This is a genomic window from Novosphingobium sp. TCA1, from assembly GCF_009811895.1.
Lineage (GTDB): Bacteria > Pseudomonadota > Alphaproteobacteria > Sphingomonadales > Sphingomonadaceae > Novosphingobium > Novosphingobium panipatense_A.
The window spans coordinates 65187-88306 of the sequence record NZ_BLJH01000019.1; the positions used below are offsets into that span (position 1 = coordinate 65187).

The following is a 23120-nucleotide window of genomic DNA, read 5'->3' on the forward strand; positions in this document are numbered from 1 at the left end:
CCTTAATTGCCGAGCGCGAACCACCAGGCGGTGGCTTGGGGAGCCGCGTTCCAGAAGCTGGCTCCCAGTCTGGTCACGCTGTAGGGCAGCGGGCAGTTGGCCTGCGCATCGCCGTTGCCAACTTCGGTGGCTACGCCCGAGTGGATGTGGAAACAGGCGTTCGGGAACTGGATCGGGAAGGTCAGCGAGCCATAGGAATTGTTGCCGCAGGTGATCGTGCCCCACTGCATGATGAGGCCGTTCGGAAGCCGCGTGTAGCCGGTCGCGGCCAAGCTGCCCGAGGGCAGGATATCTTGAAGCTGCCAGCCATCGAGCAGATCGGCATCGAGGCCGGAGCCAGAACCGTCATTTCCCGAATGCCAGATTGGCAGACCGCCATAGCGCAACGTAGAATCGCCTGCGTTGCAGCCCAGCGCCCAACCCGAGGTTCCGAAAACGGCAAAACCGGCGTTAAAGTCTTGCTGCCCACGAATGCCGATGCCGTTGGTGTAATTGACGTCCCCGATCCAGGCATCGTCACCGATCGAGATAGCCAGCCCGTCGCCATTAGCGCGCGCACGGAAGCGAACGGCATTGACCTCGCCATTGCCCCAATAGTTGCCGCCTTCGTCGATCGTGGCGATATTGGCGTTGGAATTGTTCTGCCAGATGAACGTCCCGACCACTCGGGCATAGGTCGAGCCACTCGCGGTGAAATGAAAGCGGCTGACGCCCTCTTCCGACCGGACCCAATCGTTCACGTAGTTGCGCATAAACTGCGAGCCGTGCAGGCCGTCCAGCATATCGCTGTCCATCCCGGAACCGGCGCCGTCATTGACGAGAGACCAGACCGTGCCGCCGTTCAGCGTCATCGCCCCACTCACGGCCATGCCGCCCGAGAAATCCTGTCCGTTGGCCGAGCCGAGCCGTCCATTCGCCAGGTTGATCTGGAAGGGGCGTAGCTCGTTCCAGACATCGGTGACACCAGTCCCGGCCGCGCTCAACAGGATGTAGTAATTGCTGCCGTCATTGCGGTGGATCGCGGTGGGGTAGTTGCCGGAGCCATTCTTCAGGAGAAGCCCGTTCTGATAGGTGGCCTTGATCGACCCGGTGAATGATAGCGAGCCGTCCAGCAACGCATAAGCGTTGCCCTGCCTGCCATCGAGAAGGTCCGCGTCGAGACCGGAGCCTGCGCCGTCGTTGCCGGTGTGCCAGAACTCAAAGGACGCAGCGCCCGCCGACCAACCGCCGAACTTGAACTTGTTGTCGGTATCGAGGCCGAAGAAGGTGGCGTAGGAGTTGGGACGGTGGAAGGTCATTACCGCCGCGCCGGTGCCATTGCCCCGGATCTCTAGCGGGGTGCCGGTCGAGCCGGTTCGGGCACCGATCGCCGAGTTATCCGCGAGCAGATAGCTGATCTGGCTGGTGACCGTGTCGCCGCCCTTGTTGATGGGCGTGTAACCGAGGCGGGCGATAACGTTCGAGTAATAGCTGCCGTCCTGACCGTCGAGCAGGTCCGCATCAAGGCCGGAGCCGGCACCGTCATTCGATGCCGTCCACATGCCGGTGAGGTGGCCGTCGAACACGAAATTGCCGAGATCGGTCGAATCGACCGTGGCCTTGAGACGGTTGGCGGCGCTCCACCCGATCTTTACGGAGTTGGTCAGCTGCGCATTGCCGGTGCCCTGTTGCACCGGCCAGAAACCAAGGCGCGCAGGAATATTGGCGTAGAAGCTGCTCTGTTGGCCGTCGAGCAGATCGGCATCGAGGCCCGAGCCCGCACCGTCGTTGCCGGGATGCCAGATACCGGCGTTGTTCGCGCCGAAGCGCGCGTCGAGCCAGGCGGCGACAGCGTCCTTCACCATCTTGGCGGCGGGAACACGCGCGGCATCGAGCCCGGAAATCGTTTCGGTGAGCGTCGCCAGTTCAACAACGCCCTGGACTTCCGTGGTCGCGGGCGGGTTGAGGAAGTTCGTGTCACCGAACGTCAGCTGGCTCGCGGCGATGTCGGCGAACTGGACGTCGATCGCGAGCAGCATGATTGCCTGCGAAGACTTTTCGAGGATCGGATCGGCCTGGCCGTAGATTGCGAACAGGGTGCCGTCGGCGAGGTAGAGCGCGAAGCTGCGCACGGTGTAGACCGAGGAGCCTTCATCCCGGACGATCAGGTGAATGGTATCGTCTGCCACGACGTCGCCGGAGATGGTCGCGATGCGCTTGCTTTCTCCCGGCAGCGCGGCTGCGGCCGGGGAGGGGACGACGACGCTTCCGGACACGCCGACCTGCGCGATCGTCACAGCTGCGGTGCCAGTGTTCTTCGCATTCACCAGAGCGGCGCGCCCGGCGTTCGTGACGGTAATCGTGAGGGCCATGGGTGCTCCGGTCAGGCCGCCGGTGCCGTACAGGACAGGCGGGCGAAGAGGGTGGGACGGACGGTCGCGATCAGGCCGACATCGGCTTCGACGTTGACGCCTTGCGTGAAGGTGAAGTGGCTGCGCACCGGCTTGGCGCGGCTGACCTCGGCAATGACCTGATCGACGAAGGCGGCGCTGGCGGGGGCGCCCTTCTGTTCGAGGTTCAGCACGAGGTCGAATGTATGCGGGACGCCCTTCGGCTCCATCTGCCACCATTCGCGCAGCGCGACGGATCCGCCGAAGCTCTGGACCACGGCGCGTACTGATGCCGCCGTGCCCTTGCGGCGCGCGATCGGGATCGCCTGGCGAACGCGCTCGCGGCGGATCGCTTCGGACCAGTCGGATGACCAGTTGTCGAGCGAGCGTTCCCACGCCAGCCACGGCAGGAACTGCAGTGGGCTTTCGTCGGCGGACTTCACCGCACGGACGAGCACCGGAATGTCGAGCATCTCTGAGCCGACCCGTTCGAGGGCCTTCTGCAATGCCGTGGAGCCGGGCGGCAGGAGGGAGGCGAAGGTCATTCGTCAACACCTGCGTAGGTGACGTCGATCTTGGTGCAGAACGGCGCCTGCGTACGTGAGACAATGATATCGGCGGCGGGCTGGGTCAGCTGGACATTCTGGACGCCTTCGACGTGCAGGGCCGCGTGAAGGCCGGACAGGGTGATGTCGCGGCCGAGCCGGTGGCTCTCGTCGGCATAGGCCTGCGCGCTCGCAAGCGCGGCATCCATGACCACGCCGCCGTCCGGTCCGGAGAACGTCTTGATCGTGCCTTCGATGCTGTAAGGCACGATTTCGGCAGACTGCGTGATGACATGGTCGGTCAGCGGACGGATGTCCTCGCTGGACAGGTATTCGCCGACGTCCCCGATAAGATCCGCGCTTGCGGCGCCGCTATCGACGCGGGACAGGAGCGAGACGATGACTTCGCCCGGCCAGATCGCGCCGTCGAGCGCGCTTGTCATCGCCGTCACTAGCGCATTGCTCGCCGCGTTGGCCTGCAGGACGCCCAGCACGATCGCGCGGATGTCGTCCGGCGCGGGGCTGGTGGCGCTGGCATCGAGCACGTCGGAGTGGGCCGAAAGCGCATGGTAGATGTAGGCGCCCTCGGGACCGGCGACGGAGTAGCCCTCGGGTGCCAGGACGATGCGGCGGCGGAACTCGGTATCACTCTCCATCACGGCAGGAATGCCGAGCACGTCGTCGGCGGGGGTGATGGTGCGTCGGACCACGCCGAAACCGGCGGCGAGGTTGTCGAGATCATTGTCTACGGCATAGGCGACCATCACGGCGCGGACCGCCTCGTTGAGCCGCTGCAGAAGCAGCTGGACCTCGTAGGCGAAGACCTGAAGGACGCGGGTCGACGGGTTGCTTTCGCGGCCGTCGAAATCGACGCCTTCTTCCGCCATGAGCACTTTCATGCGCGCAAGCGCCCGCGCGAAGAGGGTCTCGAAATCGAGTTCCTCGACAGCGTCAGGCAGCGGAATGCGCGACAGGTCTACTGCGGTGAAGGTTGCATCGGCCATGCCGCCCATGTCGCGGCAGACATGGGGACAGCGCTACCGTGCTGCATTTGGCTGGGCGGCAGTCCAAATGCCCTTTAAGACTTATGCGAGAGACCTAATTCAGGGAAGCGCCTGAAGCGCTGCATATGCTTGGACTACGGCAGCGATGGCGCCGACAACCGCTGCAGATGCGATAAGGAAAGCTCCGACCCGCTGCCCCCAAGTCAGCGACAGAGAGCGCTTGATTTCGATGGGCTGGCCGTTCCAGAACAAGTTCCCTTTCTCATCGACGCCAAGAAGATCGATCCGATCGATCCCAATGCTCCAAACGTCTTCAGGCCAACCGTTTTCATACGAGTACCGTTCGCGGTTTGGCTTGCGGGCAGCTGTTCGATTAGGATTCTGCAGTGATTTGACCAACTCATCCATCTCTGAGAAATCGGGTATATCGGTCGATTTCATCTGCAAGTCCTGATTTCGGGCGCAACGAGGCATTTCTTAAAGCTGGCTTGCCACATGTTTGTAAAGCGCGTCGAGCATCTGGTCTCGATCAGCCTCGGTAAGACCGAGCAGCTCGCGCTTCGGATAAAGCACGGCCTTTGCGCGCAGCGACGGTTTGTCCCGCAGACCGTACTGGTGGACGCTGGCGATCTGGGCGACTTTGCCGGTGAAGCCGACCCACACACCCTGATCGTCTACGCCACTGCGCAAGAATCGCGCGGTGGCCAGGCGACGGAACATCGTGCGGCGGCGGATGCGGGTAGGGCGCTTGCGGGCGGCGCTGCCACCGCGATGCTCTTCGGGCACCGGGAGCCATTTCACGATCTTGTCCCGCTCGAATGAGCGGATAGCACCGGCCTCGATGTCGAAGCCGGTCAGCATATGCCCTGTGCCCCATGTGAAGCTCTTCATCAGGACGCGGCGCGGTTCGCCGCCGCCGCCCGCCGGATACAGAAAGCAGGCCGGGCCGCGTCCCGGCTGCGCGGGCGTCCGCTCCTGGCGCGCTTCGAACGTGCTGCCGTCCGGCTGCTGCTGGGCGGCAATGCGGCGGCGCTGGCTGGCAGCAAGGTCGCGGCCCATGCGGCGCATCAGACCGCGCTGCTCGGCCGCCGACAAGTTGCGTAGGATCGCGCCTGCTACCCGCTCCAGTTCGGCGAGATCTTCGCTCACGCGGCGGGCGGCACGACAGGGGTGAGCACGGCTTCAGGATCCACGGTCTCCACCAGCAGATCGGTGTTGCCAAAGCCTTGCAGGAAAGAGGCGTGAATGCCCGCGAAGCTGTCTGGGAACTTGGGTTCGGGAATGTGCTCGACGTCGTAGCCGCTGCCGTCCGGCCGGGGAATCACGAGCACCGGCTCGGTCAGGTCGATCGCGATCTCGATGTCGAACTTCTCGGTGTCGAGCGGCTGCGCCTCAAAACCGAAAGGCTGGCTATCGGCACGCTGCAGCAGCTGCGGCTGTTCCTTCTCGATCCATGCCAGGATCGGGACCATCAGCGTATCGGGATCGGCTGCGAAGTCGAAGATCGTGACCTTGAGCGCATAGCTGTAGGAGAACGACAGCGTCTTCGATCGGCGGGCGTTAATCTGGCCCGCGTCGATGTAGATGCTGAGGTTCTCCGGGTTCTTTTTCAGGTCCGGCAGGTAGGCGGTGAGCCAACGGCGCAGGTCATTTGCCTTGCGCATCGGTGCCTCCGGCGTCAGGCGTCAGCATGGTGCGAACCTGCCCTTGCAGTTCGATGTAGGCCGCACGGATCTGCCCGGCGACGTCGTAGAGCGCAGTGAGGCTGGAATGCGCGTCGGCGCCGGTCATCTCGCCGGTGCTACTGCGCTGCACCTTGGGCAGTTCCGGCGGCGGCGCCAGCAGGGCGGGCGATACCCTTGCCGTTTGCGACGTCGGCTGCACGGTCGAGCAGGCTGACGCCATCAGCATCAACGCACACATTGCGATACACCGGCCGGTCAATGACCTTCTGGCTTTCATGGTAGATTTCCCTGACGTTGCTCTGGCGGGCGTATTCGGCGGCCTGGCTGCGCTCGGTGGAGGCGTCGATCTGGCGTTGCAGCCGATCGCGCTCGGCGCGGGCGGCATCGTCCGCGCGCTTCTGGGCGGCCTGTTCCTGCGCGGCGCCGACGCTGGTGCCGTAGAAGAAACCGCCAATGCCGGCAGCGCTCGCGGTGAGCGCCCCGGCAAGGACGACGTGGGAGAGGCCGAGGGTCACGCCCAGCGGCCCCGGATCAGCGCGGCCTGAATCTTGTCCGCGATCGTAGCGATGTCGGCGGCTCGATCGGTGCCGTTGATGATGCGGCGGGCCTGTACGAACTGCTCGTGCGTCCCGATGTTGGAGACGTGACGGCTGAGACTGCGGCCGGTGAAGGCGCCGTCTTCCATGCCCTTGATGAGGATCCGCACCGACAGGACCGGATCGAGGGCGAGATCGAAATTCCTGAGCAGGGCGCCGTTGAGGCCGAGCGCGCCGTCCGCCCACTCGTAATTGCGGTCCCACGTCAGCTGGACGAGGCCGCGACCGTACTGCGGCTGACCGTACTTGCCGGGGGCGGCGTAGGGTTTGCCCTTGCCGAGGCCCCATTCGCGCTGGGGCTCGAACCGGGCCTCATGCCAGGCGGTGGCGAGGGCATAGGCCAGCCAGCCCACTGGCCACGCGGCAGCGGATGCCATGATGGCGTTGACGATGTTGACCTGCTTCTGATCGAGGCCGCCGGTGATTGAGCGGAGTGAGGCGAAGAAGGCGGCAGGGTTGGCGAGCGCGCGGCGCGGCTTGGCGGTCATGGATCAGTCCTTCTTGGGGAGGAAGCGGTCAGCGAGGCGGGCCGGGAGGCTGGCGAGGGTGTCGATCGCGGCCTTGGCCACCTTGGGCGTCGCGTCGTAGGCGAGCAGGGCGATGCCGAAGCCGATCGATTGCGCGACGAGGCCGTCCCATCCGGTCGAGAAGACGATCGCCAGCGTAGCGTAATAGCTGACCGTCGAGCCGACTGCCCATTGGACGAAGCGCTGGCGGTAGGAGAGGCCGGGCTTCCATGCCTGGGCGACGGCTGAGCCGAGCAGCGAGGGCGAAAGCGATCCAAGAAATTCGGCCGCGGTTTCGAGAATGGGGCGCAGTTCCATGTGTCAGCTCCAAAGCTGGATGAGGGGCAGCACGCGGTTCGCGCTGGTGGAGGTGGTCGCAGTCGCCGGGATCAGGACGACGGTGCCGAGCGGCAGCACCTTCCCGCTGTCGGCAAGGCCGGGGTTGGCATCGAGCACGCGCGTCAGTTCCCCCGGCCCCAGCCCGGCTTCGCGCCAGAGCAGCTGGTCGAGCGTGTCGCCCTGTTTGGACCGGAGGCGCTGCGCGGCGGCCATCAGATCAGGTCCACCGTGGTCCGTGATGTGCCGAGGATGTCGCGCACGGCATGCAGGGCATCGCGGCGCAGTTCCCCGATCGAGGGCGTGAGATCGTCCGCCTGGTTTCCGCCCGCGCTGGTGGTGTCGAAGTCGCGGTAGCGCTCGACCAGTTCGGCCTTCGCATAGAGCGAGACGGCGCGGTGGTAGCGGATCAGTTGCTGGCTCTGGCCGTCCAGTTGCGGCGACGGAACGTCCGCGAGCGTCGCATGCCCGGCGGCGATCGACCGGGCCGCAAAGGCGCGCAAGTCGTATTCCACCGACATGATGGCGCCGAGGATCGCCGCCCGCAGCCGGGGCGTGGTGACGTTTGCGGAGATGCGGGCATCCGCGCGGACAGCGGCGGGGGCGATGTCGGGGAAGAAGCCGTCGTTGGCGATGACGCCTTCGTCGGCGGGCGGAGCCTCGATCGCGTCGCCCAGTGGGTTGGCGATAAACGTCATCAGGTGGCCATGGCGGTGCTGGCGAGCAGCTTAAGGCACCAGAGGGCAAAGCCGCCGCAGACTGCCGCCAAGATTACATTCACGGCGATGACGAGGACGATAGGGAAGCCCCATGCCTTCGATTCGAAAGGACGAACATTCGGGATTAGAAGCAATGCGCCGAGTGCAATCACACGGAAAACCGCCTCGATTGCGGACTTTGCCCAGCAGCAGAATGCCAGCGCATAGACGACGAGCAGGAAAAGGGTCCAGGCAGTGATATCGGGCATGCGAGCCTCCATTTCGGCCGCCCGGCTAACAGGGGTGGGGATCGGGTCAGCTGGCGGCCCTATGGCTCGAAAGCCTCCCGCAGCGCGCGATCCGCCCCTGAGCGCCGGGGGCGAGCTTGTTACGCGGCAGGATTGCCGCCGGTGTCTGTGGTGGGCGCGGCGGCGCTGACGGCAGTCAGCAGCTTTTCCGCGCGCTTGACGCGATCCTTCACGCCGATGCGATCAAAAAGGCGCTGGGCCTCGCGAAGGTTGATCAGCGCGCTTTCCAGAGGGGCCTGGCTGGATTCCGCAGGCGTGTCCTCGGCCTTGCGCAGCTGCTCGATGCCGATGGCCTTGAGCAACTTCGCGCGGACCTGATCGTGGATGTCGAGACCGATGGTCAGGTTGTCGGCGGTGTCGAGCACGGACAGCGGGAAAGCCTTGCCGGTGTTCTGGACCTTCAGGGCGGCGTCGGCGATCTCTTCGACGAGGATCGTCGCGACGTCGCGCTCGTAGCGCTTGGGCATTGCCACATGGTGGCGCAGCAGGAATTCCCCGATGGCGAGGGCGTCATCATAGGCGCCGACGTCGATAGACCAGACCATGCAGGTGGGGACGACATCAGCGGCGATACCGGTGCCGACGCCTGCATCAGCGCTCAGCACGCCAACGATCCACGCGTTGTACTGCGGCAGCATTTCGCGCTTCGCCTTGATCTTCAAGTCGATCGACTTGATTTCCTTCAGGCGGCGCAGATCGTGCGTCAGGCGCAGTGAAATCTCGGCGGCGGCCCGGTCGGCGGGCGATGCCTTGCCCCCCGCTGCCGAAGGAAGAGCGGCAGCGGGGGAGGCGACCGCCCCCGTGACAGGTGCGGTTGCTGCGGTGATGGTCTGGGCAGCGAGTACGCGATCACGCTTAAGACGAGCGAGGCTCATGGTGATATCCTGTGACGGGAGCGGCTACGGGAGGGCGAAACCGGCCGGTCAGGCGGGCTTCTTGGCCATCTTGATATTCTCGACGAGGGCGCAGCGACCGTAGTCTTCCACCACGTAGTCCTCGTTGACGGACTCGTAGTTCTCGATCTGGTCGAGTGCCGGCTCATCCTTGATCTGGCGGCGGCGGGTCTCTTCCTGAACGTAGATCGCGAGGTTATCGAGGCTGGTGATCAGCAGCGAAGTCTCGGGGAAGAACGGCACGATGACGGCGCGCTTGCCCGCCATCTGCTTGGGCAGGGTCAGGATGCGATGCGCCGCTTCGCGTTCGGTCGCGGTGTCACCGGCGGCCTGCAGCAGGTTCAGGTACTTGTCCTTCACCAGCGCCCAGCCCACGACGACGACAAGGTCGGTATCGCTGCGGTGCCAGGGGTCGAGCAGATCGAGCGCGTCGAAGGCGACCGCGTCGAGGTTGGCGTAGTCGGCCTTGGCGGTGTCGGCGTTGGTGACCTCGCCGTCGATTACTTCAACGACATCGACCCCCGCCGCGACGTAGATCGCCTTGTCGGCACCGGCGGTCAGGGCACCGTCATCGAGGACGCGCTCTTCGGCATGGGTGCGGATCTTGTGCAGCCAGCCCTCGTTGACGTCCTGCAGCAGCGGGTTCGCGGCGCGGTCGGTCTGCGCGGCGGCCGAGGTGCCGTTGAAACCGATCATGATGCGGTCACGGCCCTGCTGCTTCAGGATCACGTCGCGCAGGAGGGTCTGGAATTCCGGCTTGTGGCGCCAGGCGTCGAGCTTGGCATAGGGAATGGCGTGGTCGAAGTTGGTCTGGCGGCAGTTGTAACCGCCGTCGTCCGTGGTGTCGGTCGGATCGCCGGGGGTGCGGCGCTGACCGGCCTTGGTGTTCGTGCGCCCGGCGAGTGGGCGGGTGACGCCGACGCCGACCTTCTGGCCGGACTGGGCGGCGACCATGACGACGCTGATCTGCGTGAGGAAGTCGCTCGACTCCTGGATCTTTTCTTCCAGCTTCTGTTCGACGGCGGGAGCGACGCTGAACTTGGCGACGACATCTTCCGCTTCGATGCCGTTGATCAGCGCGATCTGGCTGACATACGACTTGTAGAGGGCACGGGTTTCTTTACGCATTTTGCGAGGCTCCTGAGAGGCGCGAGGGGCTGGGGCAGGCGGGGTGCGGGACCGATCAGCAGTCGGTCAGGTGCGCGGCATTGCCGCCGCCGCCGGTTGCCGGGGAGCGATTGAAGGTCTGGGGCTGTTCGGTCGAAGCCAGCTGGGCTTCCAGCTTGTCGAAGCGGGCGCCGAGGGCGGCGACAGCATCGTTCGACGGCTTGACAGCAGCGGCTACCTGCTCACCCATGACGGCGGCGAAGCGTTCGATGTCAGGAGCGTTGTCGTTCGCCGGTGCCGGGGTGGGGGCAGGGGGAGGGGTGGCCGGTTCCTTGGGCTTGTCCGACTTGAACAGCGTGGCGAACGCGGCGATGAAACCGGACTTGGTCGCCTCGGCAATGGTCGCGCCATCGAGTGACGGCTCGATCTCCAGCGCGGTCTCGTAAGCCGAGGTGAAAAGGTTGGGCCGGGACTGGACGGCGAACTTCAGCGGTTCGGTGCCGAGTGATGCCGGGCTATCGGTGATGGCCAGGCCGACGAGGTAGCCTTTGCCTTCGCCTGCGAAATTGGGGTGAAGCTCGCAGCTGGTGTAGAGTTTCTGACCGGCCTTGTTGAGCGCGATCAGCTGGTCATTGGCCTCGATCTCGGCAACCAGGCTGAGCAGCTTCTTCGTGGTGCCGTTGATGTCGAGTTCGACCTCTTCGGTGCGCAGCGATAGCACGGTGCCGTAAGCATTGAAGGGCTTGTCCGGGCTATACCCGGCGATGTGCTCGCAATTGATGCGCGCGGCATAGGTGGCGGGCGCGTAGCTGGCGGCAGCCTGTTCGAGCAGAGCACGCTCGATGACGCGGCCATCGACAGTGGGGCCTTCGACGGCGACGCGGAAAAACTTGCTCTTGGCCATGATCGGTCCGGTTCCTTGAGGGTGCGGCGGGTTCGGCAGCGGTGTTGTTCCGGCCAAAAGGACCGCTGGGCCGCATCTTCTCAAGGGCGTCCATTTGGTCTGGCGCTGGGCCAAATGGACAGCGGTGATTGACGGCGAAAACGGGGCGCATGGTCGCCGCCATGAGCACGAACGCAACCCTTCCCGACCCGCTGGCTTCCGCATGGAAGTTCGATCCGCGTCGCCATGCCCGCAGCCTGTACTGGCGCGGATGGGGCGTGACGCAGATCGCCGACGAGTTCGCGCTGCACGGCGTGACCAACGATCAGGACAAACCGATCCCGCGCCCGACGATCGAATCGTGGCGCCAGCGCGATAAGTGGGACGAGGCGCCGTCGATCAAGAAGATCGAAGACGGCCTTGAAATCCGGCTGCTGACGCTGATCGCGAAGGAGAAGAAGACCAGCGCAGACCTCGTCGAGATGGACGCGCTCAACCGTTCGATCGAAAGCCTCGCCCGCGTCCGGCGTTTCGAACAGCCGGGCGGCCATAGCGGTGACCTCAACGAGAAGGTCGGGAATCGCAACGCCGGGCCGCGCAAGGCGCCGAAGAAGAACCACTTCACCGAAGAGCAGGCCGAGGAACTCAAGCGCATCTTCCTCGACGGGTGCTTCGACTATCAGCTGCGCTGGTGGAAGGAGAAGGATCAGCGCACCCGCATGATCCTGAAGTCGCGCCAGATCGGCGCGACCTACTTCTTCGCCTTCGAAGCGCTGATGGACGCGATCGAGACCGGGCGTAATCAGATCTTCCTGTCAGCCTCCAAGGCGCAGGCCCACCAGTTCCGTTCCTACATCGTCAGCTTCGCCAAGCTGGTGGGCGTGTCGCTCGCAGGCGACCCGATGGTCATCACCTCGGATCTGCGCCCGCCAGAGGAGGCCGGGGCAGAACTGCACTTCCTCGGCACGAACTTCCGCACCGCGCAGGGTCGCAGCGGCAACTTCTACTTCGACGAATTCTTCTGGGTCCACTCATTCGAGGAATTGAACAAGGTCGCCTCGGGCATGGCGACGCACAAGAAGTGGCGGAAAACCTACTTCTCGACGCCGTCGACCATCGCGCATCCCGCGTACCCGTACTGGACTGGCGAGCGCCGGAACAAGCGCCGCAAGAAGGCCGACCGGATCGAGATCGACGTCAGCCATGCGGCGCTCGCCGCCGGCAGCGTCGGCCCGGATCGGGTGTGGCGCCACATCGTCAACATCCGCGATGCGGATCTCGCGGGCTGCGACCTGTTCGATATCGAGGAGCTTGAGGATGAATACGCGGCCGACGAGTTCGCGAACCTCTACATGTGCGAGTTCGTGGACGACAGCCTGTCGGCCTTCAAGTTCAATGACCTCATCGCCTGCGGCTGCGACAGCCTGGTCGAGTGGGAGGACTTCAACCCGGAGGCCGCGCGGCCCTATGGCAATCGCGCGGTCTGGGCGGGGTATGATCCGCAGTCGAGTGAGACCGGCGACAATGCGGCGCTGGTGATCGCGGCGCCGCCCCTGTCAGAGGGCGGGACGTTCCGGATCCTCGAACGCCACCCGCTGCGCGGTCAGGACTTCGAAGAGCAGGCCGCCTTCATCAAGGCCATGCTGAGCCGGTACAACTGCACATACCTGGGCGTGGACGCGACCGGCGTCGGCGCCGGTGTCTATCAGCTGCTGGCCAAGCCCGGCGCGCTGCCGGGCTGTTCCGTTGCCAAGATCGAATACTCGCTGGAAGTGAAGGCGGGCATGATCATGAAGGCGCAGAACGTGATCAGGCGCGGGCGCCTGGCGTTCGAGAGCAGCTACCTCGACATCGTCTCGGCCTTCGTGTCGATCAAAAAGACGCTGACCACCAGCGGGCGCAACGTGACCTTCAAGGCCGGGCGCGGCGGTGACGACGGCCATGCCGACATCGCGTGGGCAACCATGCACATCCTCATGAACGAGCCGCTCGACGGCAAGGAAAAGCCCAAGGGCACGATGGAGATTATCGAATGAGCAAGCGTAACCGTGCCCGCCGCATGAGCCGTCAGGAAACGGCGGAGGCATCGCCCGGCGCGATCGTCTCCGCCAACGACAACCGGGGCGGAGTGCAGGCCTTCACGTTCGGGGATCCCGAGCCGGTGCTCAGCCGGGCGACGATGCTCGACATGCTGGAATGCTATCACAACCAGCGCTGGTACGAGCCGCCGATCTCGCTGCATGGCCTTGCCCGCGCGTTCCGCGCGTCACCGCACCATTCCAGCGCGATCATACTCAAGCGTAATATGTTGGCCGCCAGCCTTGAGCCGACCCAATGGCTCAGCCGCGCTGCGTTCAAGGGCATGGCGCAAGACTATCTGGTGATGGGCAACGCCTATGCGCAGGAGGTCCGCAACCGCCTCGGTGGCCTGCTGCGGCTCGACCATGCGCTTGCCAAGTACACCCGGCGCGGTGTCGAGCCGGGGCACTTCTGGTGGGTGCCGGGGCATCAGCCCGAGGTCGAGTTCTCTCCGGGCACGGTGCACCAGCTGATCGCGCCGGACGTGAATCAGGAAATCTACGGCCTGCCCGAGTACCTGTCGGCCCTGCAATCGGCGCTGCTGAACGAAAACGCGACGCTGTTCCGCCGCCGCTACTACGAGAACGGCAGTCACGCGGGATACATCATGTACGTCACCGGCGAATTCGCCGATGGCGACGTGGACAAGATGCGCGATGCCCTGAAGCGATCGAAAGGACCGGGGAATTTCCGGAACCTGTTCGTCCACTCGCCGAACGGCAAGGACACCGGGATCCAGATCAAATCGATCGCAGAGGCGGGCGCGAAGGACGAGTTTCTCGGGATCAAGAACACGACGCGGGATGACGTGCTGGCTGCGCACCGGGTCCCGCCCCAGCTGCTGGGCATCGTGCCTGCTAATGCCGGGGGCTTCGGTGACGTGACGAAGGCAACCGATGCGTTCTTCGAGTTGGAGATCGAGCCGTTGCAGTCGGTGTTTCTCGAACTGAACGATGCCGTGGGCGCCGAGGTGGTGCGGTTCCGAGAGCGGATGAAGCCGTTGTCTTGATTATATAACCGGCCGTACCGATATCTCGTAGGCTCAACAGGAGTAGCAGCATGCCACGTTCGAAAAGTGAAATTGCCGACCTTCTCGATAACGCCCACGAAAGCCTCTTGATCATGGCCCGTCAGGTCGCAGGACCGGGAAATGAAGAAAAGGCCGAGGTCGAATTCTACACCGATGGCGAGAGCGGGTATACGCTTTCGGAGCTTGCGGCCGAGCTTCGCGCTCAGGACTGATCTCAGGCACGTAGCCTAGTCGACTTTTGAAACACATTCAGGGCGGCTCGCAGAAGCCGCCCTTTTTGGTGCCTACCCTCGAAACCGATTGATCGCGCGTTTCCATTCCCGCTCGTCTGGCATCGGCAGGCGCACAGTCGGCTCTTCGCGGCAGGTCTCGAACTTCACTGGCGCCAGCTTGCGGAATTTCGTTCGCCAACATTCGCTGCAGTAGAACCGGCCCTGCGCCTTGGCGAAGGTGGGATCCCACCCTTTGCGCTCGAAGAGATACCACAGCGCATGGGGATCGAAGACGGCCGACCGGCCGCACGCGCACGTCACCTTGATCGGATAATGCCAGGCGGCGGCCTCGAACAGCCGGGTCGGGATCCTCAGTCCATCAGCGTAGCGCACGGCATCAGCCGCGCGCCGACTGCTTCGTCAGGACGGCGGCGCAGGCAAGGGCGCCGGTCATGTAAGGCCCATCGTCCTGCTCGCCTGATCGGATCTGCCGCAGGAACTCCCGATTATCGAGGCCCCGCGTCTCCAGCGCCGTCGCCACCGCGTGGCGGATTTCCTTTATCTGTTCCATCTTCTGATCCTCCGGGGTGCTTTGCACACATCGACTCATGGTGTGAACATATAGAGAACATGCTAGGATCGCGCCACCGATTCGACAGCGAGGATTGCCATGGAACAGCTGCCCGCCACCCCGACGCTCGACGACTTGCGCCGCGAAGTCAGCAGGATAGCCGGAGGGGGTGGCTCATTTCAGGATATCACCAAAGGCCCTGATTTTCGGGCTTTCGTGCCCGCAGCGCCTGACCCGCGTCTTCGTCAGGCCGGGCGCACGGCTGCGCATGCCGAGCGCGGGGCATTTGGCCGCCGGCTGCTCATGCAGACCGGGTGCGGTGGTCTGGTCGGCGAACTGGCGAAGTGCGCCGTGGCGGATCGCGGCTTTCCAAAGGATGGCGACCCCGAGGCGGTACGGCAGCGGCTTCGCGTCGGCCAGGCAGAGGGCGACATGTTCGAAGCGGTCGATGAAGCCGAACTCGACTGGCTGAGCTATTGAGGCCCGGCTGTCGTTTTGATCCAGCGCGGATCTATCCCGCATTGCATCCGGCTTGGCCGTCTAGGATCAACCGCTGATGCTGAAACAGGCCGAGATGATCATAGTAGCGTTGCTGATGGCGGTGGCGTTTGTGACGCAGGTGGTGGGCTGGTTCGCTTGAACCAAGGCTCGCTCGTGCGATAGACGATAAGCGGCGGGTCATAGACGCGGCAGAGCGCGAAGGCTTCGTCGGGATCTCCATTGGTCCAGCGGTCCCAATGCTCTTGGGCAAGGATCGTCGGCATGCGATCGTGGACGTCGGCCATCTGCTCGCACCCGTTGACCATGACCATCGAGTAGCAGTCGCCCCACTCAGCGGTCGGTCGCCAGACGCCTGCGACCGCAAACACGTCCTGATCCGGCAGGGAGTACCATGTGCGCGTCATGGCGCCCTTGGCGCCCTCGGCTTCCGCCCAGGCGGTGACGGGGATTAGGCACCGCCGCTTGCGGAAGCTGTCCACCCAGAAACCCGTGTGCAGCTTGTCCTCGCGCGTGTTGTTGACGGGCTTGGGCTTGAGCGGCGCGCCGGTCTTCTTGCTCTTGAGTACGAGGGGGAAGCCCCAGTTCATCGCGCGGACCATGCCGTCTGCGACCACAAGGCCGAGATAGCCGGGGTAGATCTCGGCAGCGAAGTTCGGCGAGGTGTTCGAGGTCGCTCGGAACAGCCCTGCGACGGCGACGGCAGGCGCTGTCATCCGATAGAGATTGCACATGTGGGGATCCTGCGCCTCACCTGCCGCGCGGTCAATACGATGCGGCGAGGGGAGGCACCATCCCGATCGAGTAACAATATTGCGCACCGGAGACACGAAGCTGCACCCCCTCAAAGCGCGCTTAATCCCCCGCCTCGCCCGCGCACTTTTCGTGTCGGTTTTGATGCGCATTGGCAGCGCCGGAAGAATGGCGGGCTTCCTAGGCCGGGCGGCGATGAAAAGGGGCCGGGCGCTGATGCACTTTGATGCAGCTGACAGGCTGATCCAGCCACGGTCGAGGATCGAGAAAATGTTGGCTGGCCGCGTCGGCTACGGAGGGAGGGGGCGGGAAAGCGTAACATTCGTAACCACGCACTATTTTCCAGCCTGAAACCCCAGAGATTCGCCATTTTTCAGATTACATCCCCGGTGTAATCGACCGCAACCTCTCCCGCTCGAAAATGTAACACCCGCAGAAATCCTAGGGTTTTCTCTCTCCAAAAGTTACATTCTGAAAATGTAATCTCGTTACCTTGATATTACGCTTTCGGTTACGCCAAAAACGGCTGATTTCCGCCAAGGTTACGTATGTTACGTTTTTTCCGGTACCCCCCACATTGTAAGGAAAGCTGCGCGGCTATAGGCACATTGCTTAGTTCGATTCCCATAGTGACAATCGAACTCGTGGAAATCTCTCGTATGGTTCAATCTATGGTCTCTGCGCTGGCGCTACACGGAAATAGGTAAGCGTTTTCGGTGGTTGGTGGCGCTAGTTGGCGTCCTCCCGCTCCGCCATCTGTTACCCGATCTCCGACTGTAGAGGTCAAGCCCGCAAGGAGGCTTGCACTGTCCCGGATCGGCGCACCGTATTTTCGCCTCGTCGTCGATATTGGGTCGAAATCGGAGGAGCTGGCGGTTATCTCTGGGATGTGGGTAGCAGCAATCTCCGGCAGACGATTCTGGTCTCGGCTTCGGCGGGTCTTCTCTATTTCGTTCTCGCCGCGATTGCCCTGCAACTGACCAGAGGTGCGGATGGGATCGCCACGGTATGGCCCTCCAGCGGGGTTGCCGTGGCAGCGCTTTTGCTTGCCGGGGCGGGGCAGAGGGGATGGGTCCTGCTCTCCCTGGCTGCGGCCAGTTTCCTTGCCAACTTCGTCTGGAGCGGGGCGCTTGCACCGGCTTTCGGGCATACTGCCGCCAATGTGGTGGAAGCTCTGGTTGCCTACTGGATCATGCGGGATATCCAGCGGCGCAACGATTCCTTCTTCCATATCGCCGCCATCGCGCGGTTCTGTCTTGCGGCGGTTCTGGCCGCGCTGGCCAGTGCGACGATCGCGAGCCTGCTGGCAGGCGGCGGGATCGGGCACATGTTCGTGTCCTGGCTGACGACGGTTGCGCTGGGCATTCTCCTCGTCGTTCCGCTGATCATGAACTTCATGCATCCGGCCACCCACGGGCCAAGCCGGAGCGCCGGTCAACTCGGACGTACCGCTCTGGTTCTGGCGGTGGTGGCGCTGGTCGCCGGGGTGGTCTTCACCCAGTCGACTTATCCTTTGCTGTTCCTGCCCTTGCTGAGCGTGCTGCTTGCCACCTATTTCCTGGGCGCAACCGGCGCAACGTGCAGCATCCTGATCATTGCCGCGATCGGCTCCGTGGCGATCTGGCAGCACAGCGGATCGATCAGCCTGCTGAACGCGGGCACCGAAGCGGAAGTGCTGTTCTTCCAGTTCTATCTTTTCACCCTGCTGGTCTCGGCGCTGCCGCTGGCGGCCATGATCGCGATGCGCGATCGCAGCTTCGCCGAAGTGGAGCGCGGGAAGCGCTGGCTGGAGATGTCGGAAGGTATCGCCAAGGTCGGCCACTGGCGGCTCGAACTGGCCGAGCAGCGCCTGTTCTGGTCGGGGGAAGTGTTCCGCATCCACGGCCTGGAGCCCGGCCCGCAGCCCGCACTCGACATGGCGGTGAACTTCTATCACCCGGAGGATCGTCCGCTGGTGGAAGGCACTCTGGCGCAGAGCCTGGAAACGCTCCAGCCGATCGAGTTCGAAGCGCGGATCGTGCGCCAGGACGGGGATATCCGCTACGTATACAGTTGCAGCGAAGTGGAACTGCGCGAGGACGGCAAGCCTGGTGCGATCTTCGGGATATTCCAGGACGTGACCAACCGCGTGCTGGCCGCTATGGAGCTGGCCAGTGCCCGCGCCCGTGCCGAAGCGCGGGCGGACGAGGCGACCCAGCTGGCCGAGACCGATTCGCTGACCGAGATCGCCAATCGCCGCAAGGTCCTGTCCTTCCTCGACACCGAGATCGCCAAGGCCGTCGTGCTGGGCGGGCCGCTGGCGATCGCGGTGCTGGACATCGATCGCTTCAAGCAGATCAACGATCGTTTCGGCCACGCGGTGGGCGATCAGGTGATCCGCCGCGTGGCGCAAGTCTGCGCGCTGGCCACGCGCGGTTCGGATCTGGTGGGCCGGATCGGCGGCGAGGAATTCCTGATCGTCCTGCCGACTACAAGCGCCGAGATGGCCTTTGCCGTGGCCGAGCGCGTTCGCAGCGCGGTGGAGGCGATCGACTGGCAGCCGCTCGATCTCCAGCGCGTCACCGTAAGTATCGGGCTGGCCTCGCTGGGCGGTGGCATGGACCGGGAGGAACTGATGATCCGCGCGGATCGGGCGCTCTACCAGGCCAAGAACGACGGGCGGAACATGCTGCGGCAGACGGGTTGAATCCGGCAAGCCTGGATGCTTGCTGGACGGATTGTTAACCATTGCATGGCATGGGTAGCCCGCCATCGAAGCGAGCCGGATGACTTTCCCCGACGTTGATACCTTACGCCTGTGCAGCATGCTCTCGTCCAGCGCCTTCGGGTTCGTGTTCTGCGTGCTCTGGCTGCGGGACCGTGCCGCGACGCACTTCGTCTATTGGGCGCTGTCGTCTTTCGTCTACGTCGGCGTGCTCTATGCTTTCACCGTTGCACCGCGCGGATCGCTGGCGGCGTTCTCGTTAATCTATGCGGTGCTGGGGCTGACCCAGGTATTGCCCGTGGCAGGGGCTCTGGCGCTCGAAGGTGAGCGCGCATGGCGGCGCTGGATGGTGGTTCCGGTGGCGAGTGCAGTGCTGGGCCATGTGCTGCCCGCAGCGCTCGGCGCGCTGGGCTGGGCGGCGCGAAGCGAGAGCCTGCAGAGCGTCTGCGATGCGGCGGGCCTGGCGATATCGATGGGTGTTTCAGGTTACGTGCTGGCCTTTGGGCCGGGAGCGCGGCGCACGGTAGGGCGGCGCCTGGCCGGACTGGCGATGCTGGGTTACCTGCCGGGTTACATCCTCTCTATTTCCGGCGCCTTCTTCGACGTGCCGGGCAGAGACCTCGTAGCGTTGTTGGCCCTGCTTTCCGATCAGGTGCTGCTGGGCGTGCTCAATCTCGCCCTGCTGGCGATCCCGGTCGAACAGGTCCAGCGCAAGCTGCGCAATGCCGCCTTGCGCGACCCTCTGACCGGATGCTGGAACCGCGCCGGTCTGGAACAGGTCGCGGCGCGCTTCCTGTTACCGGGCGCAACGATCATCGCCATCGACGTCGACCACTTCAAGGCCATCAACGACCGGCACGGCCATGCCGCAGGAGACGAAGTGCTCGTGGCCCTTGGCCGCGAGGCCGGAGCGCTGGCCGAAGCGCATGGCGGACAGGCGGCAAGGCTGGGCGGGGACGAATTTCTGATGCTTTTGCCTGCGGGATGTTGCGATCCTTCGCTCTTCATGGCGCTTCTGCATGAAAGGCTGGAGGGCAGCGGCGCGCTTGCCGACCTCTGGAGCGTGAGCATGGGTCTGGCCGCTGTCGAGGCAGACGATCGGCGGATCGACGATGTGATCGTTCGGGCGGATCGTTCGCTCTATGAAGCCAAGGCACGTCGCTAGGTTCAGATTTAGGGCTGAGTCCAGATTCAGGGGCGCAGTACCCAACCGCCGTCGACGTGGATGGTCTGGCCGGTAATCCAGGCGCCCGCATCCGAACAGAGCAGTAGCGCGGTGCCGACCAGTTCGTCCGGCGCGCCGCGCGCCCTGAGGGCGCAGGTCATGTTGAGGAACTGGATGAAGGGCGAATCGTCGGGAACCAGCATCTTGCCCGCGTCCGACGTGACATTGCCGGGGGCGATGGCGTTGCAGGTGATGCCGTCCTTGCCGAACTGCTTCGCCAGCGTGGTCGTCAAGCCCACCAGCGCCAGCTTGGTGATGCCGTAGAGCCCGGTGGCCGGGAAAGCGCCGCCCGAGGTCTGGTTGACGATCCGCCCGCCGCCCCGCTCGCGCATCGAGGGGATCACCGCGCGGGCGCAGAGCAGTGCGCCGTTGAGGTTCACCGCGAAGGCCTTGTTCCAGGCATCGAGGCTGACCGTTTCGCAATTGTCGTAGCTGACGTCGACCATCAGCGCGGCGTTGTTGATGAGGATGTCGACACCGCCGAACGCCTCCTTCGCGGCGGCGGCCATGGCGCGCGTGGAGGCTTCGTCGGAAACGTCGACCTGCACGCCCACGGCCTTGCCGCCGGCCGCGACGATCTCGTCCGCGACAGCCTTGGCGCCTTCACCATTGAGGTCCGTCACGACGATGGCAGCGCCTGCATCGGCAAGGCCCAGCGCATAGGCGCGGCCGATGGAATTGCCGCGCCCGCCCGCGCCGGTGACGACGGCCACTTTGCCATCGAGGCGGAACTGATCGAGAAAAAATGCCATGGATATGTCTCCTGTCAGCCTGCCGTGATGCCCGCGTCGAGCGAGAGGCAGGCGCCGTGAAAGCCACGACCGGCGGGGGATGAGAGCAGCACGACAAGGTCGGCCACGTCCTCGACCTCGACCTGCCCGCGCATTCCCGAAAAGCGCTTGAGCAGTTCGAAGTCGCAGTTTTCGGGCGGGGTGAAGTTGGTCGCGATATTGGTGATCATGCCGCCGGGCGCGACGGCGTTGATGCGGATGGGTTTCTTCTGGAATTCCATCGCCATGGCCTTGGTCATGCCGACAAGGCCCCACTTGCTGGCGCAATAGGCGGCGGCATAGGCCTCCCCGATGTAGGACGCGCAGGAGGCGACGTTGACCACCGCACCGTTCATTTCCAGCAGGTGCGGGATCGCCGCCTGCGAGAGGAAGAACGGGGCGTTGAGATTGACATCGATGGTGCGTTCGTACTGCGCCTGCGGCATCTGCGGGGTGTTGGCGAGGTAGATCAGCCCAGCGATGTTGCAGAGCGCGTCGAGGCGGCCGAATTTTTCCATCGCATGGGCAATCACGCCGTGGCAGGCCACCGGATCGGACAGATCCGCCACTTCGCTGCCCACCGCGCGGCCGTGCGGAGCGAGCAGCTGCGTGGTTTCGGCAAGTCCGGCCTCGTTCACATCCACCAGCCAGAGGTCGCACCCTGCCTCGGCGAGCTTGAGTGCGGTCATGCGGCCCAGGCCCGACGCGGCGCCGGTGACGACAGCGGCCTTGCCCGTCATGTCGAGGGTTTTGAAGATCACGCTCATGTCGTCGATTCCGTTTCGTTGAGGGCAGCGTGAAGGAAGGGATCGGCGGCTCGTGCCAAGGCGTTGTCGGGCGCGGTGATGGTGCCGAGCAGGTCCACATCCTTGCGCAGCAGCTTGCCGCCGTGGGCGAAGGCTGCCGGTGCGGTCAGGCGGGCGTAGACCTCGAAGCCGAAGCTGCGGCCGCTGGAATGCTTTATGAGATCGGCAAGGGCGCCCCGGTCGATGTCGAGCTCTTCGCCCAGTGAAAGCGCAGCATGGGCCAGGCCCATGTTCGCGGCCATCAGTGCGTTGTTGACGATCTTGGCGCGCTGGCCGGAGCCGACCGGCCCGAGCAGCACCGCCTTGCCCGCAAAGCTCTCCATCACGGGAAGCGCCTGCGCAAAGGCCGCCTCGCTACCTCCGCACATGACAGTGAGAGTGCCCGCCGCCGCGCCTGCGCCGCCGCCGCTGACGGGCGCGTCGAGCAGGGCGATGCCACGCTTTTCCGCTTCCGCCGCCAGTCGCTCGCAGGTCTGTGGCAGGATCGTCGAATGGATGACCAGGACACTGCCCGGCTTCATGACCGGTAGCAGTTGCGCGCAAATCTCCGTGACGCCCGCGTCGTCGACCACGCAGACGCCCACGTGATTGCAGCGTTCGCCCAGTTCGGCGACCGATGCCGCGCGAAGTGCCCCCTTGGCAGCGAGGTCGTCCGCTGTCTCCGGCCGACGGGCCCAGACGGTGAGTTCGTGGCCTGCCGCCAGCATCCGTTCCGCCATGGGCGCACCTTGCGAGCCAAGGCCGATAAAACCGGTCCTAACCATGCCAGGGGAGCCCTTTCGCGACCTTGTCGATCATTTCCAGCACCACACCCTGAATGCGTGAGGCTTTCGGCCAACCGGCGTGGGTGCCGTATTGCAGGCAGAATTCCAGCATCTCCGCGGGTTGGCAGTTGCCGCTCGCCATGGCGGCGTGGATGTGGCTGCGGATCGGGATTTCGGCGCCGGATTCGCAGACGCCCACCAGCGTGATCCAGCGGCGCGAAGGCTCGTCGAGGCCCCGGCGGCACCACATCTCTCCAAAGACGAAGTTGTTGATGCCTTCCAGATAGGGTGTGGCCGGCGGGCCGGGCGGGAAGGTCATGACTTGCGCGAATTCGTCATGCCCGCGCTGGCTGCGCACATCAGGATCCCATGGCTCCGGGCAGATCGCGGGCACGTCGGCAGGTTGCAGGCCGAGTTCGTCGGCTGCGCGGGAGATCGCGCGGTCCAGCCTGCCGCCGTTGCCCCAACCGGCATAGACGGCGAGATGCAGTGCCGCTTCGCGCAGTTCGGCAAGGGTGAGCGTTTCGTTCGTCAAAGCGCCGCGCACGAAATCGTCGATCTGGCGGTCTTCGAGCCCGCAAGTCACCGCGCTGGCAATCGCGACAAGGAAGCGCGGGCGGCGGGGCAATCCGGGGCGCGTCCAGACCTCGGCGAAGACGAAATCGCGCCAGGATTCCTCCAGCAGCGTCGTGGGCGGACGAGCCGGGCGGGCGGTCACTTCGGCCTCGGTGGCGAGGCCGCGTGCGTTACGCTCTTCGGGTTGGAGCAGTGCCATCCG

29 protein-coding genes are annotated in these 23120 nt (G+C 64.5%); 6 read left to right on the forward strand and 23 right to left on the reverse strand.

Annotated features, from left to right (window positions below):
* Positions 1-2: 2 nt before the first annotated feature.
* The 16 genes from NTCA1_RS19465 to NTCA1_RS19540 form a co-directional block, all read right to left on the reverse strand.
* Positions 3-2351 carry a phage tail protein gene (locus NTCA1_RS19465; RefSeq protein ID WP_159831520.1) on the reverse strand — a complete coding sequence of 783 codons (2349 nt, stop codon included), beginning with the start codon at positions 2349-2351 and terminating at the stop codon, positions 3-5.
* A gap of 11 nt (positions 2352-2362) precedes the next feature.
* Complete coding sequence (locus NTCA1_RS19470; RefSeq protein ID WP_159831521.1) at positions 2363-2914, reverse strand: phage tail protein I; 552 nt, start codon at positions 2912-2914, stop codon at positions 2363-2365.
* Positions 2911-3918: a baseplate J/gp47 family protein gene (locus tag NTCA1_RS19475; protein ID WP_159831522.1), complete on the reverse strand. Its 1008-nt coding sequence runs from the start codon at positions 3916-3918 to the stop codon at positions 2911-2913. Before NTCA1_RS19475 ends, NTCA1_RS19470 begins: the two co-directional genes overlap by 4 nt.
* Positions 3919-4017: 99 nt before the next feature.
* Positions 4018-4359, reverse strand: coding sequence for a hypothetical protein (locus tag NTCA1_RS19480; RefSeq protein ID WP_159831523.1), 342 nt, complete (start codon positions 4357-4359; stop codon positions 4018-4020).
* 36 nt (positions 4360-4395) lie between these two features.
* Positions 4396-5067: a phage virion morphogenesis protein gene (locus NTCA1_RS19485; protein ID WP_159831524.1), complete on the reverse strand. Its 672-nt coding sequence runs from the start codon at positions 5065-5067 to the stop codon at positions 4396-4398.
* Positions 5064-5582 (reverse strand): phage tail protein, encoded by a 519-nt coding sequence (locus NTCA1_RS19490; protein WP_159831525.1) that lies wholly within the window; start codon positions 5580-5582, stop codon positions 5064-5066. The genes NTCA1_RS19485 and NTCA1_RS19490 overlap by 4 nt, the downstream gene beginning before the upstream one ends.
* Positions 5566-5733 carry a hypothetical protein gene (locus NTCA1_RS19495; RefSeq protein ID WP_236549470.1) on the reverse strand — a complete coding sequence of 56 codons (168 nt, stop codon included), beginning with the start codon at positions 5731-5733 and terminating at the stop codon, positions 5566-5568. The genes NTCA1_RS19490 and NTCA1_RS19495 overlap by 17 nt, the downstream gene beginning before the upstream one ends.
* Positions 5720-6118 carry a hypothetical protein gene (locus NTCA1_RS19500; protein WP_159831527.1) on the reverse strand — a complete coding sequence of 133 codons (399 nt, stop codon included), beginning with the start codon at positions 6116-6118 and terminating at the stop codon, positions 5720-5722. The genes NTCA1_RS19495 and NTCA1_RS19500 overlap by 14 nt, the downstream gene beginning before the upstream one ends.
* Positions 6115-6687, reverse strand: a complete 573-nt coding sequence (locus NTCA1_RS19505) for a hypothetical protein (RefSeq protein WP_159831528.1) — start codon at positions 6685-6687, stop codon at positions 6115-6117. The genes NTCA1_RS19500 and NTCA1_RS19505 overlap by 4 nt, the downstream gene beginning before the upstream one ends.
* A 3-nt stretch (positions 6688-6690) precedes the next feature.
* Complete coding sequence (locus NTCA1_RS19510) at positions 6691-7023, reverse strand: hypothetical protein (protein ID WP_159831529.1); 333 nt, start codon at positions 7021-7023, stop codon at positions 6691-6693.
* Positions 7024-7026: 3 nt separating this feature from the next.
* Positions 7027-7257: a tail protein X gene (locus NTCA1_RS19515; RefSeq protein ID WP_159831530.1), complete on the reverse strand. Its 231-nt coding sequence runs from the start codon at positions 7255-7257 to the stop codon at positions 7027-7029.
* The gene (locus NTCA1_RS19520; protein ID WP_159831531.1) at positions 7257-7739 is read right to left on the reverse strand and encodes a head completion/stabilization protein; all 483 of its coding nucleotides are present in this window, start codon (positions 7737-7739) and stop codon (positions 7257-7259) included. The genes NTCA1_RS19515 and NTCA1_RS19520 overlap by 1 nt, the downstream gene beginning before the upstream one ends.
* On the reverse strand, positions 7739-8008 hold the full coding sequence (locus tag NTCA1_RS19525; protein ID WP_159831532.1) for a hypothetical protein: 270 nt from the start codon (positions 8006-8008) through the stop codon (positions 7739-7741). The genes NTCA1_RS19520 and NTCA1_RS19525 overlap by 1 nt, the downstream gene beginning before the upstream one ends.
* Positions 8009-8127: 119 nt before the next feature.
* Positions 8128-8922 carry a phage terminase small subunit gene (gene gpM, locus NTCA1_RS19530; protein ID WP_159831533.1) on the reverse strand — a complete coding sequence of 265 codons (795 nt, stop codon included), beginning with the start codon at positions 8920-8922 and terminating at the stop codon, positions 8128-8130.
* A 48-nt stretch (positions 8923-8970) separates the two neighbouring features.
* On the reverse strand, positions 8971-10068 hold the full coding sequence (locus NTCA1_RS19535) for a phage major capsid protein, P2 family (RefSeq protein WP_159831534.1): 1098 nt from the start codon (positions 10066-10068) through the stop codon (positions 8971-8973).
* Between the two features lie 55 nt (positions 10069-10123).
* Entirely contained in the window at positions 10124-10951 is an 828-nt protein-coding gene (locus NTCA1_RS19540; RefSeq protein WP_159831535.1) for a GPO family capsid scaffolding protein, read from the reverse strand.
* Between the two features lie 161 nt (positions 10952-11112).
* Here NTCA1_RS19540 and NTCA1_RS19545 point away from each other — a divergent pair, with 161 nt between their 5' ends.
* The 3 genes from NTCA1_RS19545 to NTCA1_RS19555 are packed head-to-tail and all read left to right on the forward strand — an operon-like array spanning position 11113 to position 14251.
* A complete protein-coding gene (locus tag NTCA1_RS19545) occupies positions 11113-12966 on the forward strand; it encodes a terminase large subunit domain-containing protein (protein ID WP_236549471.1) in 1854 nt (617 codons plus the stop codon).
* On the forward strand, positions 12963-14018 hold the full coding sequence (locus tag NTCA1_RS19550; protein WP_159831536.1) for a phage portal protein: 1056 nt from the start codon (positions 12963-12965) through the stop codon (positions 14016-14018). Before NTCA1_RS19545 ends, NTCA1_RS19550 begins: the two co-directional genes overlap by 4 nt.
* A 50-nt stretch (positions 14019-14068) precedes the next feature.
* Positions 14069-14251 carry a hypothetical protein gene (locus NTCA1_RS19555; protein ID WP_159831537.1) on the forward strand — a complete coding sequence of 61 codons (183 nt, stop codon included), beginning with the start codon at positions 14069-14071 and terminating at the stop codon, positions 14249-14251.
* Between the two features lie 72 nt (positions 14252-14323).
* Here NTCA1_RS19555 and NTCA1_RS19560 read toward each other — a convergent pair whose 3' ends face one another.
* The gene (locus NTCA1_RS19560; RefSeq protein ID WP_159831538.1) at positions 14324-14644 is read right to left on the reverse strand and encodes a hypothetical protein; all 321 of its coding nucleotides are present in this window, start codon (positions 14642-14644) and stop codon (positions 14324-14326) included.
* Between the two features lie 4 nt (positions 14645-14648).
* On the reverse strand, positions 14649-14822 hold the full coding sequence (locus tag NTCA1_RS28530) for a hypothetical protein (RefSeq protein WP_201282548.1): 174 nt from the start codon (positions 14820-14822) through the stop codon (positions 14649-14651).
* Positions 14823-14921: 99 nt separating this feature from the next.
* On the opposite strand from NTCA1_RS28530, the gene NTCA1_RS28780 reads away from it, so the two are divergent.
* Positions 14922-15302: a hypothetical protein gene (locus tag NTCA1_RS28780; protein WP_236549472.1), complete on the forward strand. Its 381-nt coding sequence runs from the start codon at positions 14922-14924 to the stop codon at positions 15300-15302.
* Between the two features lie 98 nt (positions 15303-15400).
* Here the strand turns inward: NTCA1_RS28780 and NTCA1_RS19570 are convergent, their stop codons facing one another.
* Entirely contained in the window at positions 15401-16054 is a 654-nt protein-coding gene (locus tag NTCA1_RS19570; RefSeq protein ID WP_159831539.1) for an SOS response-associated peptidase, read from the reverse strand.
* 908 nt (positions 16055-16962) lie between these two features.
* Between NTCA1_RS19570 and NTCA1_RS19575 the strand changes: the two genes are divergently transcribed.
* Both NTCA1_RS19575 and NTCA1_RS19580 read left to right on the forward strand, forming a co-directional pair.
* Positions 16963-18759, forward strand: coding sequence for a sensor domain-containing diguanylate cyclase (locus tag NTCA1_RS19575; protein ID WP_159831540.1), 1797 nt, complete (start codon positions 16963-16965; stop codon positions 18757-18759).
* Between the two features lie 79 nt (positions 18760-18838).
* Positions 18839-19942, forward strand: coding sequence for a diguanylate cyclase (locus NTCA1_RS19580; protein WP_159831541.1), 1104 nt, complete (start codon positions 18839-18841; stop codon positions 19940-19942).
* Between the two features lie 26 nt (positions 19943-19968).
* Here NTCA1_RS19580 and NTCA1_RS19585 read toward each other — a convergent pair whose 3' ends face one another.
* From NTCA1_RS19585 to NTCA1_RS19600, 4 genes are read right to left on the reverse strand one after another with little or no spacing between them, the layout of a single operon-like run.
* Positions 19969-20754 (reverse strand): SDR family oxidoreductase, encoded by a 786-nt coding sequence (locus NTCA1_RS19585; RefSeq protein ID WP_159831542.1) that lies wholly within the window; start codon positions 20752-20754, stop codon positions 19969-19971.
* 14 nt (positions 20755-20768) lie between these two features.
* Complete coding sequence (locus NTCA1_RS19590) at positions 20769-21539, reverse strand: SDR family NAD(P)-dependent oxidoreductase (protein WP_159831543.1); 771 nt, start codon at positions 21537-21539, stop codon at positions 20769-20771.
* Positions 21536-22342 carry an NAD(P)-dependent oxidoreductase gene (locus NTCA1_RS19595; RefSeq protein WP_159831544.1) on the reverse strand — a complete coding sequence of 269 codons (807 nt, stop codon included), beginning with the start codon at positions 22340-22342 and terminating at the stop codon, positions 21536-21538. The genes NTCA1_RS19590 and NTCA1_RS19595 overlap by 4 nt, the downstream gene beginning before the upstream one ends.
* Positions 22335-23117 carry a carboxymuconolactone decarboxylase family protein gene (locus NTCA1_RS19600; RefSeq protein ID WP_159831545.1) on the reverse strand — a complete coding sequence of 261 codons (783 nt, stop codon included), beginning with the start codon at positions 23115-23117 and terminating at the stop codon, positions 22335-22337. Before NTCA1_RS19600 ends, NTCA1_RS19595 begins: the two co-directional genes overlap by 8 nt.
* Positions 23118-23120 lie beyond the last annotated feature (3 nt).